This window comes from Pseudarthrobacter defluvii (assembly GCF_030323865.1).
GTDB classification, from domain to species: domain Bacteria; phylum Actinomycetota; class Actinomycetes; order Actinomycetales; family Micrococcaceae; genus Arthrobacter; species Arthrobacter sedimenti.
Map to the genome: position 1 here is coordinate 1,750,972 of NZ_CP066362.1, position 13,179 is coordinate 1,764,150.

General features: G+C 66.6%; 13 protein-coding genes and 6 tRNA genes. 5 read left to right on the plus strand and 14 right to left on the minus strand.

All coding sequences use genetic code 11. From position 1 onward, the window contains the following. Window positions 1-20: 20 nt before the first annotated feature. The 4 genes from JCQ34_RS08000 to JCQ34_RS08015 all read right to left on the minus strand — a co-directional run bounded on the left by JCQ34_RS08000 (window position 21) and on the right by JCQ34_RS08015 (window position 3,339). Entirely contained in the window at window positions 21-761 is a 741-nt protein-coding gene (locus tag JCQ34_RS08000) for an SDR family oxidoreductase (RefSeq protein WP_286403508.1), read from the minus strand. Beyond that, the gene (locus tag JCQ34_RS08005; RefSeq protein ID WP_286403510.1) at window positions 758-2,125 is read right to left on the minus strand and encodes a DUF6421 family protein; all 1,368 of its coding nucleotides are present in this window, start codon (window positions 2,123-2,125) and stop codon (window positions 758-760) included. The genes JCQ34_RS08000 and JCQ34_RS08005 overlap by 4 nt, the downstream gene beginning before the upstream one ends. Window positions 2,126-2,329: 204 nt before the next feature. After that, the gene (gene msrB, locus JCQ34_RS08010) at window positions 2,330-2,788 is read right to left on the minus strand and encodes a peptide-methionine (R)-S-oxide reductase MsrB (protein ID WP_286404375.1); all 459 of its coding nucleotides are present in this window, start codon (window positions 2,786-2,788) and stop codon (window positions 2,330-2,332) included. A 59-nt stretch (window positions 2,789-2,847) separates the two neighbouring features. After that, on the minus strand, window positions 2,848-3,339 hold the full coding sequence (locus tag JCQ34_RS08015) for a hypothetical protein (RefSeq protein ID WP_236802098.1): 492 nt from the start codon (window positions 3,337-3,339) through the stop codon (window positions 2,848-2,850). A 158-nt stretch (window positions 3,340-3,497) separates the two neighbouring features. Between JCQ34_RS08015 and JCQ34_RS08020 the strand changes: the two genes are divergently transcribed. The 3 genes from JCQ34_RS08020 (at window position 3,498) to JCQ34_RS08030 (ending at window position 7,232) form a co-directional block, all read left to right on the plus strand. Continuing rightward, window positions 3,498-4,769: an alpha/beta hydrolase family protein gene (locus JCQ34_RS08020; RefSeq protein ID WP_286403514.1), complete on the plus strand. Its 1,272-nt coding sequence runs from the start codon at window positions 3,498-3,500 to the stop codon at window positions 4,767-4,769. 1 nt (window position 4,770) lies between these two features. Beyond that, window positions 4,771-6,342 carry a succinic semialdehyde dehydrogenase gene (locus tag JCQ34_RS08025; protein ID WP_286403516.1) on the plus strand — a complete coding sequence of 524 codons (1,572 nt, stop codon included), beginning with the start codon at window positions 4,771-4,773 and terminating at the stop codon, window positions 6,340-6,342. 80 nt (window positions 6,343-6,422) lie between these two features. Further along, complete coding sequence (locus JCQ34_RS08030) at window positions 6,423-7,232, plus strand: SDR family oxidoreductase (protein ID WP_286403517.1); 810 nt, start codon at window positions 6,423-6,425, stop codon at window positions 7,230-7,232. Between the two features lie 15 nt (window positions 7,233-7,247). On the opposite strand, the gene ybaK is transcribed toward JCQ34_RS08030, so the two are convergent. From ybaK to JCQ34_RS08045, 3 genes are read right to left on the minus strand one after another with little or no spacing between them, the layout of a single operon-like run. Next, entirely contained in the window at window positions 7,248-7,760 is a 513-nt protein-coding gene (gene ybaK / locus JCQ34_RS08035; protein WP_286403519.1) for a Cys-tRNA(Pro) deacylase, read from the minus strand. A 9-nt stretch (window positions 7,761-7,769) separates the two neighbouring features. Continuing rightward, window positions 7,770-8,231 carry a SufE family protein gene (locus tag JCQ34_RS08040; RefSeq protein WP_286403520.1) on the minus strand — a complete coding sequence of 154 codons (462 nt, stop codon included), beginning with the start codon at window positions 8,229-8,231 and terminating at the stop codon, window positions 7,770-7,772. 30 nt (window positions 8,232-8,261) lie between these two features. Beyond that, on the minus strand, window positions 8,262-9,185 hold the full coding sequence (locus JCQ34_RS08045; RefSeq protein ID WP_286403522.1) for a sulfurtransferase: 924 nt from the start codon (window positions 9,183-9,185) through the stop codon (window positions 8,262-8,264). Between the two features lie 215 nt (window positions 9,186-9,400). On the opposite strand from JCQ34_RS08045, the gene zapE reads away from it, so the two are divergent. Next, complete coding sequence (gene zapE, locus JCQ34_RS08050; protein WP_286403524.1) at window positions 9,401-10,438, plus strand: cell division protein ZapE; 1,038 nt, start codon at window positions 9,401-9,403, stop codon at window positions 10,436-10,438. Here zapE and JCQ34_RS08055 read toward each other — a convergent pair. The 7 genes from JCQ34_RS08055 to JCQ34_RS08085 all read right to left on the minus strand — a co-directional run bounded on the left by JCQ34_RS08055 (window position 10,435) and on the right by JCQ34_RS08085 (window position 12,793). Then, window positions 10,435-11,676 carry a benzoate/H(+) symporter BenE family transporter gene (locus tag JCQ34_RS08055; RefSeq protein ID WP_286403526.1) on the minus strand — a complete coding sequence of 414 codons (1,242 nt, stop codon included), beginning with the start codon at window positions 11,674-11,676 and terminating at the stop codon, window positions 10,435-10,437. The genes zapE and JCQ34_RS08055 overlap by 4 nt on opposite strands. 173 nt (window positions 11,677-11,849) lie before the next feature. Further along, window positions 11,850-12,113 carry an antitoxin gene (locus JCQ34_RS08060; RefSeq protein WP_043449520.1) on the minus strand — a complete coding sequence of 88 codons (264 nt, stop codon included), beginning with the start codon at window positions 12,111-12,113 and terminating at the stop codon, window positions 11,850-11,852. Between the two features lie 143 nt (window positions 12,114-12,256). After that, window positions 12,257-12,331: transfer RNA gene (locus tag JCQ34_RS08065), tRNA-Val, on the minus strand. A 34-nt stretch (window positions 12,332-12,365) separates the two neighbouring features. Then, window positions 12,366-12,438 (minus strand) — tRNA-Gly (locus JCQ34_RS08070). Between the two features lie 54 nt (window positions 12,439-12,492). Next, window positions 12,493-12,564: transfer RNA gene (locus JCQ34_RS08075), tRNA-Val, on the minus strand. 38 nt (window positions 12,565-12,602) lie between these two features. Then, window positions 12,603-12,673 (minus strand) — tRNA-Cys (locus JCQ34_RS08080). Between the two features lie 47 nt (window positions 12,674-12,720). Then, window positions 12,721-12,793: transfer RNA gene (locus JCQ34_RS08085), tRNA-Gly, on the minus strand. A 304-nt stretch (window positions 12,794-13,097) separates the two neighbouring features. Here JCQ34_RS08085 and JCQ34_RS08090 point away from each other — a divergent pair. After that, a tRNA-Val gene (locus JCQ34_RS08090) sits at window positions 13,098-13,169 on the plus strand. The last annotated feature ends 10 nt before the right edge of the window (window positions 13,170-13,179 follow it).

A 13,179-nucleotide genomic window follows, 5' to 3' on the forward strand; every position in this document is an offset into this window, starting at 1 on the left:
TCTAGGGACAGTCACGGCGCTCAGTCCGCCAGCCTGAGCCGGGCGCCGTTGAGTTCGGCGGATGGAGTGCCGAAGAGCCGGACGACGGCGGCAGCCAGGTCCGCCACGTCCGTCGCCCCGGGAAACTTCCGCTCCGGGTGGGCGCGGCGGAGCTCGTCATCCACCAGTGCCTTGACCACCAGGACCGTGGCCGCGGCGTTGCCGCCGCCGGCCTCCGACGCCCGGCGGAAGCCGTCGGCCATGGCCATGGTCCACGCTTCGGCCGCAGCCTTCGCCGCAACGTAGCTGGCGACTGCCGCGGCGGGCTTGTCCAGCGCCGTGGAGGACACCATCGCGAACCGACCGGAGGCGGATGCGGCAATATCGTCGAAGAAGACGCGCGATACGTTCCGCAGCGTGGTGACGGCACCGCGTTCCAGGAAATCCCAGTCGTCGTCCGACTGGTCGGCGATTCCCTTGGCTCCGCGCCAGCCGCCCACCAAGTGGATAACGGCGTCTACGGGCCCGGAAGCCGCGGCAATCTCGTCGCGCAGCTTTCTGACCTGATCCAAAACCGCGAGGTCGCACGTGTAGGGAGTGACGCCGTCGCCCGCTTTCTCAGCCGCCGCCGCGATTCTGGCCTGGTCTGATCCCACGGTGGACACGCGGTGCCCCGCGGAGGCGAGGGCGCCGGCCACGGCGATGCCGGACGCGCCGCTCCCTCCGGTGACCAGGACATGTGTTGCCACCGGCCTGGCCGTGCCGCTTACCGTACTGGTCACAGGGCGGAGCGGCCGGTGATGCCGGCGGTGGATTCAATGACCGGGCGCATTTTCTTCTCCAGTGCCTCGTAGAACATGGACAGCGGGAATTCGTCGTCCAGGACCTGGTCCGTAAGGCCTCGTGGTGTCCCCGCCAGCGGCAGCGCGTCAGGGCCCTTGGCCCATACGGAGGCCGGGTTGGGGGTGACAGTGGCAGACACCAGCTGGTAGGCCGCCAGCCAGTGCGCGGTCTTGGGCCGGTCGATGGAACGCCAGTACAGTTCGTCGATGTTGGCTCCCAAAGCGATGACGGCGTCCGCCACCTCATCCCAGTCGATGGTAAGCCGCGTGTCCGTCCAGTGCAGCACGTGCTGCTGGTGCAGCCAGGCGAAGAGGAGCTGGCCGCCCAGGCCGTCGTAGTTGCGGACCCGGCTGCCGGTGATGGCGAAGCGGAAGATGCGGTCAAAGATGATGGCGTACTGGACGAGCTTGGCGTGCCGGCGGGCTTCGGGGTCGGCGTCGTCGTCTTTTTCGATCCGGACGGATTCGCGGAAGGCGGTGAGGTCGCAGCGCAGTTCCTCCAGGGAGTACAGGAAGTAGGGCATCCGCTGCTTGATCATGAAGGGGTCGAAGGGCAGATCGCCGCGCATGTGCGTCCGGTCGTGGATCAGGTCCCACATCACGAACGTGGCTTCCGTGAGGTCCTGGTCCGCCAGGAGTTCCGCGGCGCCTTCCGGCAGTTCCAGGGAAGTGATCTCCGCGGCTGCCTTCAGGACGCGGCGGAACCTCGCGGCCTCGCGGTCGGCGAAGATGGCGCCCCAGGTGAAGGTGGGGGTCTGGCTGACCGCCACCGTCTCGGGGAACAGGACCGCGGAGTTGGTGTCGTAGCCCGGGGTGAAGTCGACGAAGCGGATGGGGACGAACAGCTTGTTGGAGTATTCGGCCGCCTCAAGCCCGGCAATGAATTCGGGCCAGATCACCTCGACCAGCACCGCCTCCACCAGCCGGTTGCTGCTGCCGTTCTGGGTGTACATGGGAAAGACCACCAGGTGCTGCAGGCCATCGTGGCGCAGTTCCTGGGGCTGGAACGCCAGCAGGGACGACAGGAAGTCCGGAACCGCGAAGCCCCCGGCCGCCCAGGCTTCGAAGTCTGCGCAGGCAGCCTCGAGGTAAGCGGCGTCGTGCGGGAAGGCGGGGGCAAGGGCCCTGATCGCCGCCACGATGGTTTCCACGTGCCTGGCTGCTTCCAGATGGTCGGCAGGGTCCGGCACTGACCCATCCTTGACTTGCAGGGCCTGCAGCGCGGTGGCGGCCGCCTTCAGCCGGAGCCAGTCCTGGTTCTGTGCGGAAATACCGGTAACGGCGGTGGTCAGGGTCTCTGTCATCGTCGGCTGCCTTTCTGGGTGCTCGCGTCTCTTCGGCGAGCGTAACAAGGAACCAGAACGACTTATGCCCAAAGCTGACTTGAATAAGAAAAACTTAGCCTAGCCAGTGGCTGAACAGGAACGAGACCAGCCCCCGGCTGTGGGAACAGCGCGGGGGCTGGGCCGTACCCTGCGCGGGGACAAGCCTGGCTTTACATGGAGTGCCTAGCCCTCGGACCCGCTTCCGGCGTCATCCTTGCCGACCAGCCGGAGGGACACCGAGTTGATGCAGTAGCGCTGGTCGGTGGGCGTGCCGTAGCCCTCGCCCTCGAAAACGTGCCCCAGGTGGGAGTCGCAGGACGCGCACCTGACTTCGATCCGGTCCATGCCCAGGGTCCGGTCGTGGATGTAGCGGACGTTCCCTTCGGCCAGCGGAGCCCAGAAGGAGGGCCAGCCGCAGTGGGAGTCGAACTTCTCATTGCTGGTGAACAGTTCGGCACCACAGGCCCGGCACTGGTAGACACCTTCGGTGTGGCTATCCCAGTACTCGCCCGTGTAAGGCCGTTCGGTTCCGGCCTGGCGGAGGACGTGGTACTCCTCCGGGGTCAGCTCCTCCCGCCACTGGGCGTCGGTTTTCTGCACCGTGGTTGCCGCGGCGGTGCTTTCCTGGCCCCCACCAACCATGTTCGTTGCCTTGTTGCCGAAGATGCTGTTTCCAAAGATGCTCATAGCATTCCCAACGCTTAGGAGTCGCCGATAAATCCCGAACCGGCGTACAGATGGAGCACAGGGACGCCCAGCTGGTCCTGCGCCTTGTTGGCCCAATCCGTGTGGAAGGTATCGGCCACGGCATGCGGCCTGGTGATCACCACGGCCTGGGACGCCCCGGTTTCCCGGACCTTCGCCACCAGGCTGTCCACGGCCTTGCCGTCCACCACCTGGCCGGTCACCCCGGAACCCAGCCCCTCCAGGGCCGCGAGCGAGGCTGCAAGGGTTTCGTCCGCATGGGCCCGTTCGACGGCGGCGTCCGGATTGCGTGCCGCGAGCTCACGGAAGGCCTTGGCAACGTCCAGCAGGGACAGGTTTTCGAGGAAGTCCACCAGCAGATGCCGTTCGGTGTTCGCCGGCACCAGGACCAGCAGGCGGCTGTCCCCGCCATCCACCAGCCGTTCAATGTTCAGGCGGTCTTCCGCGCCCAGTGGTTCTTCGGTCAGGATGACGATGGGATCACTCATGGCCTTAGCCTAGCGCCGCCCGGGGACGCCTGCACCGCACAACCGGTGCACCCGGCACACGGCGGGGCGACGTGCCGGTCCCGTCCCCCAATGCGGGTATCGGCGGCAGGGCCGGTAAGAATAGTCCCATGGCACCTTTCCGGCGAGCGCGCCCTGCAATGACTGCACCCACCCGGGACTCCGGCGGGATGTCGCCCGGGGCGAAGTGGGCCATCAGCGGAGCGATTGCCGGCGGCTCGGTGGCGAGCCTGCTGGGAGCAGGGTCCTCTGCGCTCGCCGTCTACTTTGCCCGCCGCGTGATCACGCCGGCCCGGCAACGTACCGCGGACAAGGAAGTGCTGGCCGTGATCCGGGACGGGCAAAAGCAGCAGGTGATCCTGGCTGCGGACGATGACACCACAGTGGATGGGGTCTACGGGTTCTTTTTCGACGGCGGCAAGGGCCATGCACGCATCGGCCGCATCATTTCCTACTCACCGGCGGAACGGACGGTCCTGCGCGAGGTCGAAGCCGTCTACAGCGGGGACCTGTCGACGGCTCGCTGGGGGTGGTGGAGCGGTGCTACCTACCCGGACCCGGGCGCCGTCGGGATTCCTGCCGAAGACGTGCTGATTCCGGTCGAGCGGGGCGAGGCGCCGGCCTGGCTGGTGCGCGCAAAGGGAAAGGCCCGCACCTGGGCCATCATGGTGCACGGCCGCGGCGCCACCCGGCAGGAAGCCCTCCGGGCGGTGGGCCCGGCCCTGGAACTGGGACTGACCAGCCTGCTGGTGTCCTACCGGAACGACGGACTGGCGCCCTCGGCCGACGACGGACGGTACGGGCTGGGCTCCACGGAGTGGCAGGACATCGAAGCAGCCATCGACTACGCGCTGGCTTACGGCGCCGAGGAAGTAGTCCTGTTCGGCTGGTCCATGGGAGGAGCCATCTGCCTGCAGACCGCAGACCTCTCCCGCTACCGGCACCTGATCCGGGCCATGGTGCTCGACGCCCCGGTCATCGACTGGGTCACGGTCCTGGCCCACCACGCGCAGCTGAACCGGATCCCTTCCCTGGTGGGCAGGTACGGGCAGCTGATGCTGGGCCATCCACTGGGACGCAGGCTCACCGGCCTGTCCGCCCCGGTGGACCTCAAAGTCATGGACTGGGTGTCCCGGGCCGTCGAGCTGCGGACGCCCACCCTCATCATCCACAGCGTTGACGACGAGTACGTACCCTACGGACCCTCCGCCCTGTTGGCTGAACGGAACCCGGAGATGGTGACATTCGAAACGTTCAACCACGCACGGCACACCAAGGAATGGAACGTGGATCCGGAACGCTGGGAGCGGCTGGTGAAGGCCTGGCTCCGCCAACAGCTTGCGCCGCGCCTCAATCCCGGGTCCAGGCCCGGCCCGGGATCAGCGGCCCAACACACTGCAATGGGGGCATGACATGGCGAAAAAAGAGGGGACCGGGGCGTTGGTTGAGCGGGGACGGCTCCTGGCCGCGGATCTTTCCCGACTGGTAGCGGCACCGGCAGGCAGGCCAACACAGGCTTCCCACGCCCCCTTCGACGGCACGCTGGTGGGCGAAGTGCCCGCCTGCACCACGGACGACGTCGATGCCGCGGTTGACCTCGCACGCGTGGCCCAGCAGCGTTGGGCCGGGCTCCCGGTGGCTGAACGCCGGGCCGTGATCCGCCGCTTCCGTGAACTGCTGCTGGACCGGGAACAGGACATCCTGGACCTGGTGCAGGCGGAAAGCGGCAAGGCCCGGCTGAGTGCCTTCGAGGAGTTTGCGGACGTTGTGCTGGCGGCAAACTATTACGAGCGCAACGCCGAGCGGTACCTGGGGCCGCGCCGCCGGAAGGGCGCCGCCCCCGTCCTGACCCGCACCACCGAATACCGCGTGCCCAAGGGAGTGGTGGGGGTCATCAGCCCCTGGAACTATCCCCTGACCCTCGCAGTCTCCGACGCCCTCCCAGCGCTTTTGGCCGGAAACGGGATCGTGCTAAAGCCGGATTCCCAGACGCCCTTCACTGCCCTGCTGATGCTCAAACTGCTCCGGGAAGCCGGCCTGCCCGCGGACCTGTTCCAGATCGTTACCGGGCCCGGCACGGCGATCGGTCCTGCCTTGATCGCGCGCGTGGACTTCCTGATGTTCACCGGATCCTCCCAGACGGGCAAGACCGTGGCCAGGCAATGCGGTGAGCGGCTGATCGGCTTCTCCGCCGAACTTGGCGGCAAGAACCCCATGCTGGTGCTGGCTGATGCGGATGTGGCCAAAGCCGCCCGCGGCGCGGTGCACGCCTGTTTTTCGAACTCCGGCCAGCTGTGCGTGAGCATTGAACGGATCTACGTCCACGCTGACGTGCATGACAGTTTCCTGGCAGCCTTCACGTCCGAGGTGAAGGCGATCCGGATGGGGCCGGGACCGGACTGGGACTTCGGCATGGGGTCACTCATCAGTGCGGCACAGGTGGAGCGGGTGGACCGCCACGTCCAGGATGCAGTTGCCAAAGGGGCGCAAATTCTCACCGGCGGACGGCGGAGGCCGGACCTGGGGCCATTGTTCTATGAACCCACCGTCCTGGCAGGAGTCACCCCGGGCATGCTGCTGGCCCGGGAGGAGACGTTTGGACCCGTGGTGGCCGTCTACCGGGCAGCGGACGACGACGAAGCCGTGGCACTGGCCAACGATTCCGACTTTGGGCTGAACGGCAGCGTCTGGTCCGCCCGCCATGGAGAGGAGGTGGCCCGCAGGCTTCTGACCGGCACCGTCAACGTCAACGAAGGCTACGCTGCCACGTGGGCCTCCCATGACGCGCCGATTGGCGGGATGAAGGACTCCGGCGCCGGACGCCGCCACGGCCGGGAAGGAATCCTGAAGTACACCGAGCCGCAGACCATTGCCGTGCAGCGGCTGCTCCGGGTGGCGCCCGCAGCCGGCATGTCCAACCGGACGTATGCGCGGATCATGAAGGGTGCCGTCACCCTGATGAGCCGCTTCCCCCGAAGCCGGTAGGGCTTGCCCTGCCCCAACAGCTTGCCCTGCCCCCTGAACAGCCACCAACACACGCGCCGCCTAACACCAGGAGAACTGACATGGCCAAAGGAACCCCACTTTCCGGCGCAACGCTGTTGATTACGGGAGGTGGAAGCGGGCTGGGCCGGCGCATGGCGCTGGGAGCGGCCCGGCGCGGGAGCCGGGTGGTCATTTGGGATGTGAATGCTGAAGCCGGTGCAGCGGTGTGCGGCGAAATCAGGGCGGCAGGAGGGACAGCCGAGGCCCAGGCCGTGGATGTCACTGACAGGGAAGCGGTGGCTGCTGCCGCCGCCGCGGCCGGCCCCGTGGATGTCCTGATCAACAACGCCGGCGTGGTCAGCGGGCAACCGCTCCTCGATGCCACGGATGAGGCCATCGAGCGGACCATGAAGGTCAACGTCATGGCCCTGTACTGGGTAACACGTGCGTTCCTCGCCGGAATGGCGAGCCGGCGCCATGGAACCGTGGTTACCGTTGCCAGCGCCGCCGCGCTGGTGGGGGTGGCCCGGCAGACCGACTACTCCGCCAGCAAGTTCGCCGCCTTCGGCTTCAACGAGTCGCTCCGCGCCGAGGTCCGTGCCGCCAAACTCGGCATCAACACTCTGGTGGTGTGCCCGTATTACATCGACACCGGGATGTTTGACGGGGTCCAGACCCGCTGGCCCATGCTCCTCCCGATCCTCCAGGAAGAGGATGTGGCAACCAAAGTCCTCGATGCCATCGAGGCCGGCCGCAGGAAGCTGGTCCTGCCGCCCCTGGTGAACCTGCTTCCGGTCCTTCGGATTCTTCCGGTCGGCCTTTTTGACCGGCTGATGGACGTCTTGGGAGTCAACCAGACCATGGACCACTTCACCGGCCGCGCCAGGTAGTCCCGCAAGGCTTCGCTACGGGCGGTGGCCGCCCGGCGACAGCGAGCTGATGGGCGCAGTGACGGCGTTTGCCAGGCGGACGAGGTCAGCCGGGGCGAGCTCGATGTCCAGTCCCCGCCTGCCGCCCGACACCAGCACGGTGTCCAGGGCCAGGGCGCTGGAATCCAGCACGGTGGGGGATGGTTGGCGCTGGCCCAGCGGGGAGATGCCGCCCAGGACGTATCCGGTGCGGCGCTGGGCTGCGGCGGGATCAGCCATGGCAGCCTTCTTGGCGCCCAGCGCGGCGGCCATGGCCTTCAGGTCCAGGGTCCCGCTCACCGGAACGATGCCCACGGCGAGCCTGCCCTCGACGTCCACCATCAACGTCTTGAAGACGCGCGACGGATCGATGCCCAGGACCTCCGCAGCTTCGGCGCCGTAGCTCGCCGCGGAGGGATCGTGGGTGTACGGGTGCAGCACAAAAGGAACCCCGGCCGCGGTGAGTGCCGCTGTGGCCGGGGTTCCCTGGGAGGAGTTGTTACGCGCCATCGATGCGCGTTAAGCCTGCGTCTGGGCCGCGGCGGCCACCTTGCGCTTGATCCTGCCCAGCATGGCGGTCATGCCCCGCATGCGCAGCGGCGTGATGGCGCGGGTGAGTCCCAGCAGTTCCGGCATGTCATCCGGCACGGACAGGATTTCAGCGGCGGACAAGCCATCCAGGCCCTCGTGCAGGACTCCGGCGAAACCCCGGGTGGTGGGAGCCTCGGCGGGCGCCTTGAAGTAGAGGCGCACTTCGCTGGCGGGACCGGCGTCGTTGGCCTCTGTCTCGATGGTGAGGAACAGCGGCGACTGGCACTCCACCACCTGCTCAAGGAGCTCAGGGTGGTCCTTGAGCCGGTCGGGGAGCTCCGGCAGTCCTTCCGAGAACTCCAGCAGCAGCTGCAGCCTCTCGGGTTCGGACAGGGCCTGGAAGTCGTCCACGATGGCCGCGAGGGCGGAAGGCAAAGCTTGTGTAGTCATCGGTCCAAGTCTACGCGGGGGAGCGGTGGGTCAGGCTCCGACGGCGACGGGTACGGACCCGCGCTCGGCGCCTTTGACGATGGGTACGCGCACGGCGTTGCCCCACTCGGTCCAGGATCCGTCGTAGTTGCGGACGGAATCGAAGCCCAGGAGGTACTTAAGGGCGAACCAGGTGTGGCTGGAACGTTCGCCGATGCGGCAGTAGGCCACCACGTCATCACCCTCGGACAGGCCGGCCTCGCCAAGGTAGATGGCCTCCAGTTCCTCCCGGCTGCGGAAGGTGCCGTCGGCGGCGGCGGCGCGGGCCCACGGGATGGACGCGGCCGTGGGAATGTGTCCGCCGCGCAGCGCGCCCTCTTCCGGGTAAGCCGGCATGTGGGTGCGCTGGCCGGTGTATTCCTCGGGGGAGCGGACGTCGATGAGCGGCTTGCCCAGGTGTGCCAGGACATCGTCCTTGAAGGCCCGGATGGGGGCGTCATCGCGTTCGACTACGGGGTAGTCGCCGCGGGCAGGCGTTGGCTTGTCCCTGGTCAGTTCGCGGCCTTCGGCAACCCACTTGTCCCGGCCGCCGTCGAGCAGCCGGACGTCCTTGTGGCCGAAGAGCGTGAACACCCAGAGAGCGTAGGCGGCCCACCAATTGGACTTGTCGCCGTAGATGACTACGGTGCTGTCCCGCGAAATTCCCTTGGACGCGGCCAGTTCTGCGAAGGCGGCGCCGTCAACGTAGTCGCGGGACACTTCGTCGTTCAGGTCCGTGTGCCAGTCGATCTTCACGGCACCGGGAATGTGGCCGGTTTCGTACAGGAGCACGTCCTCGTCGGATTCGACCACGATGAGCTCGCCGTTGGCCACTGCGCCGTTGCTGATGGCGGCCGCGAGCCACTCGGTGGAAACGAGCCGCTCCGGGCGGGCGTAGGCTGCGAACTTCTCATTCTGTTCAACCGGGTAGGGCATGGCTTGGCCTTTCAGTAAGAGCACGGGAAACCGCGGAACATGCGTTGGAACCTCTTCCCACCCTAGCCAGCGCTAGGGACGTTGTCCGTATTCCGTTAATAGGGGGAAATGTTGCCTTCATCACGTGGCGGGGCGGCAGGACGGCCTCCCGCCCGGGCTGAGTCCGCATTGCCGGTATCCTTTCTGGGGACCAACCACCAGCAGAACGGACCACCTTGGTACAGATCGAACAGCTTGCCGCCCGCACCCCGGCAGTTTCGGTGGACGAACTCTTAAAGGGCTTCTACCCATCGCCGCGGTTTGGGGAGGTTTCCTTTTCGAGCTACCGCCCGGACCCCAAGCAGCCCAGCCAGGCCGCCGCCGTACGCGCCCTCCAGGGATTTGCCGACGGCGTGGGGTCGGGCAACGGGGGCGGGCTTTTCAAGAAGCTGTTCGGCAAGAAGGACGATTCCAGGGCAGGCATCTACCTGGACGGCGGCTTCGGCGTGGGCAAGACCCACCTGCTCGCCTCCCTGTGGCACGCCGCCCCGGGACCCAAGGCTTTCGGCACCTTTGTGGAGTACACCAACCTGGTGGGCGCCCTGTCCTTCCGCAAGACAGTAGACGCCTTGAGCAGCTATCAACTGGTCTGCATTGACGAATTCGAACTGGACGATCCGGGCGACACCGTCCTGATGTCCCGGCTCATGCGCGAATTGGCCGACGCCGGCGTCAAGCTTGCCGCCACCTCCAACACCCTGCCGGGTTCCCTGGGCGACGGCCGGTTCGCTGCAGTGGACTTCCAGCGCGAAATCCAGGTCCTGGCAGACCAGTTCGACGTCATCCGCATCGACGGGGAGGACTTCCGGCACCGTGGCCTCCCCGCGGCACCGGCCCCGCTGAGGAACAGCGAGCTCAGTGCCCACATGAAGGCGGAGTTCGATGGCAAGACCGTGGCCCAGGACGAGTTCTCCACGCTCATCCACCACCTCGCCGGCGTGCACCCCAGCCGCTACCGCCAACTGATCGCCGGTATTGACGGCGTGGTGTGGCGCAACGTGGAGACCATCACGGAGCAGGCCGTAGCGCTGCGCTTCGTGGTGCTGGCGGACCGGCTCTACGACAAGGACGTGCCCATCCTGGCCAGCGGCGTTCCGTTCGACAAGCTGTTCACCGAGGAAATGATGACCGGCGGGTACATGAAAAAGTACTTCCGCGCCGTCTCCCGCCTCACCGCGCTGGCCCGCGAAGGCCAGAACCACGAGCCTTCTTAGCGGGTTCCCGATTCGCCGCCGCTGCGTTCCGGCTTCTGCCGGCTGACCAGAGTTGCACGGACCACCAGGCCGGCCAGGAGTGCCCAGAATGCTGAGCCAATGCCGGCAAAGGCCAGGCCCGAAGCTGCCATCAAAAAGGTGACGGCGGGGGCGATGCGGTCCTGGGGATCTGCCAGGGCGGCGGAGATGGCCGAGGCCAGGGTCCCCAGCAGGGCCAGACCCGCCACGGCTTCGAGCATTCCCGCCGGCGCCTGGTTCACCACGGAGACCAGTGCGGTGGAGAAGGCGGCCAGCACCAGGTAGGCCAGTCCGGACGTGAAGCCGGCCACCCACCGCCTGCTGCGGTCCGCGCCGGCTTCCTCGCCGGCGGCCAGCGCCGCGCTCAGCGCCGCGAGGTTGATGGCGTGGCCGCCAAATGGCGCCGCCGCAACAGTTCCCGCTCCCGTGACCAGCATGGCCGGCCGCCAGGGTGTTTCATACCCGAAGGAACGCAGCACCGCTACGCCGGGCACGTTCTGCGAGGCCATGGTCACCACGAACAGCGGGATGGCTATCCCTGCCAGGGCCTGCAGGCTGAAAGCGGGCGTTGTCCACTCGAGTGCCGGCAGCAGGGGGTCCACATCCGCCGAAGGCCCGGCGGAGGCCAGGGAAATACCGATCACGGCCAGTGCCACGAGCAGGGCTGCGGGCACGGCCCAGCGCGGAGCGAATTTCATCATCAGCAGCCAGCAGAGAATCACCGGCGCTACGTACATGGGCACGGTGCCTAACGCCTTGAAAGGGGCCAGGCAGAGTTGTAAGAGGACCCCGGCCAGCATCGCCTGGGCCAGGGATGACGGGATCCTCGCCATCACCCTGCCGAGCGCCGGCACCAATCCGGTCAGGGCGAGCAGCAGCCCGGCGGCGATGAAGGCCCCGACGGCGGCCGGCCACCCGCCGTCGGGCATTCCCGACGCAGCAAGCAGGGCCGCGCCGGGCGTGGACCAAGCAAGCGTGACCGGCACGCGGGAGCGCCAGGCAAGTCCCAGGACGCCCAGCCCGACAGCCATCGTCAGGGCCAGCAGTCCGGATGCGGCCTGGCCGGGATCAGCACCCACCGCCTTGAGTCCGGCCAGGACGACGGCGAACGACGACGTGAAGCCCACAAGGGCGGTGACGATCCCCGCAACAAGCGGCCGGGAATCGATCCGGGCCAATCCGGCCGGTGCGCTGGCTGAGGGTGCGGGGGACTTGGGCATACCGGCAGGTTACCGGTGGGGCATCATGAAGCGGGAATCACAGCGGCCCTGCTGTCTCCGGCGTCAACCGGGCCGCAGGTAAACAGGCTTTTAAACGCCAAAGGCGCGGGCGCCGCCTCCCGGCGGGACCCGCGCCCCCTTGACGTGCAGGGGCAAGGCCCTGGCCAAATCCTTTACGGAGCCCTGTCCACCGGTGGAACCGGATTTTCAGGAGCTGCCGGGGGAACCTGCCCGGCGGCAGGTGCCTGGCCCGGGGTTCCGTTCTTGTCAATGAGCTTGGAAGCGCCATCCTGGATCTTGTCGACATGGCCTGCGTACTTGCCGCCGGTCCTGGTGTCGACGAAATCGCCGGCCTTGGTGATGCCGTCCTTGATGGCCTGCTCGTTGCCGCGGATGAGACCCTGAGCCTTGCCCTTTAGATCGTCAATCAAACCCACGAGCACCTCCCTTCTATCGCGGAGCCAGGTCGCTCCTCGCGCATTCGATCCTATCGGGGCGGAGAAGGGGTGCCAAGGGAATTTCGTTCGCCTGCAGCGGATGCGGGGAAACGAAAAAAGCAGCTCCGGAGAGCTGCTTGTCGTGGTGGGCGATACTGGGATCGAACCAGTGACCTCTTCCGTGTCAGGGAAGCGCGCTACCGCTGCGCCAATCGCCCGGAACCGGAAGACCGGCAGGTGGGATAAAAAGAGAGCGGACGACGAGATTCGAACTCGCGACATCCACCTTGGCAAGGTGGTGCTCTACCAGCTGAGCTACGTCCGCGTGTGCAGTTTGCCCCGGTAACCCGGTGGCACTGCGGGCAAGTTTCCTTGCCAGTGGGCGATACTGGGATCGAACCAGTGACCTCTTCCGTGTCAGGGAAGCGCGCTACCGCTGCGCCAATCGCCCATTGAATCCGAAAGATCCGGAATCCATGGTTTTCACCGAGGTGGGTACGGGATTCGAACCCGTGTATACGGCTTTGCAGGCCGCTGCCTCGCCTCTCGGCCAACCCACCGTGTTAGCGTCAATTCCGAAGAATGTTTGCTGTGACAGTGTCCTGCGAGCGGACGACGAGATTCGAACTCGCGACATCCACCTTGGCAAGGTGGTGCTCTACCAGCTGAGCTACGTCCGCATTTTGGAGGGTTGATTCCTTGCCGTTTCCGGCATTTCCTCGCGTTCCAACGAGTAAAAACAATATAGGAGGTTCCGGGAAACTCCAAATCGCTCTGCCCGCCCGGAGTCGCATAGCCACTACTTCCGCGTGATTCCGCGGGACCAGCTACTTACAGGCGTGTAATTCACGACGGCGGCTGGCGGCCCCTGTGGACGGGCTGCGCGTGAGCAGGGCTGCTGGAGGCACTTTTACGGGGGTGCGTCAGGGTGCTGCAGCCGATTTTTGAAATGGGGCAGAGGTGGGCTAGCATTCAAATGCATCGGGGCGATTGGCGCAGTGGTAGCGCGCTTCGTTCACACCGAAGAGGTCACTGGTTCGAACCCAGTATCGCCCACCGCAGAGGT

Bases quoted from the DNA above. Each gene is read 5' to 3' on its own strand.
- ybaK (WP_286403519.1), bottom strand. From the start codon at position 7,760: ATGGCGCGTAACAACTCCTCCCAGGGAACCCCGGCCACAGCGGCACTC.
- JCQ34_RS08055 (WP_286403526.1), bottom strand. From the start codon at position 11,676: ATGCCCAAGTCCCCCGCACCCTCAGCCAGCGCACCGGCCGGATTGGCC.
- JCQ34_RS08045 (WP_286403522.1), bottom strand. From the start codon at position 9,185: ATGCCCTACCCGGTTGAACAGAATGAGAAGTTCGCAGCCTACGCCCGC.
- msrB (WP_286404375.1), bottom strand. From the start codon at position 2,788: ATGGTTGGTGGGGGCCAGGAAAGCACCGCCGCGGCAACCACGGTGCAG.
- JCQ34_RS08030 (WP_286403517.1), top strand. From the start codon at position 6,423: ATGGCCAAAGGAACCCCACTTTCCGGCGCAACGCTGTTGATTACGGGA.
- JCQ34_RS08025 (WP_286403516.1), top strand. From the start codon at position 4,771: ATGGCGAAAAAAGAGGGGACCGGGGCGTTGGTTGAGCGGGGACGGCTC.
- JCQ34_RS08040 (WP_286403520.1), bottom strand. From the start codon at position 8,231: ATGACTACACAAGCTTTGCCTTCCGCCCTCGCGGCCATCGTGGACGAC.
- JCQ34_RS08005 (WP_286403510.1), bottom strand. From the start codon at position 2,125: ATGACAGAGACCCTGACCACCGCCGTTACCGGTATTTCCGCACAGAAC.
- JCQ34_RS08015 (WP_236802098.1), bottom strand. From the start codon at position 3,339: ATGAGTGATCCCATCGTCATCCTGACCGAAGAACCACTGGGCGCGGAA.
- JCQ34_RS08020 (WP_286403514.1), top strand. From the start codon at position 3,498: ATGACTGCACCCACCCGGGACTCCGGCGGGATGTCGCCCGGGGCGAAG.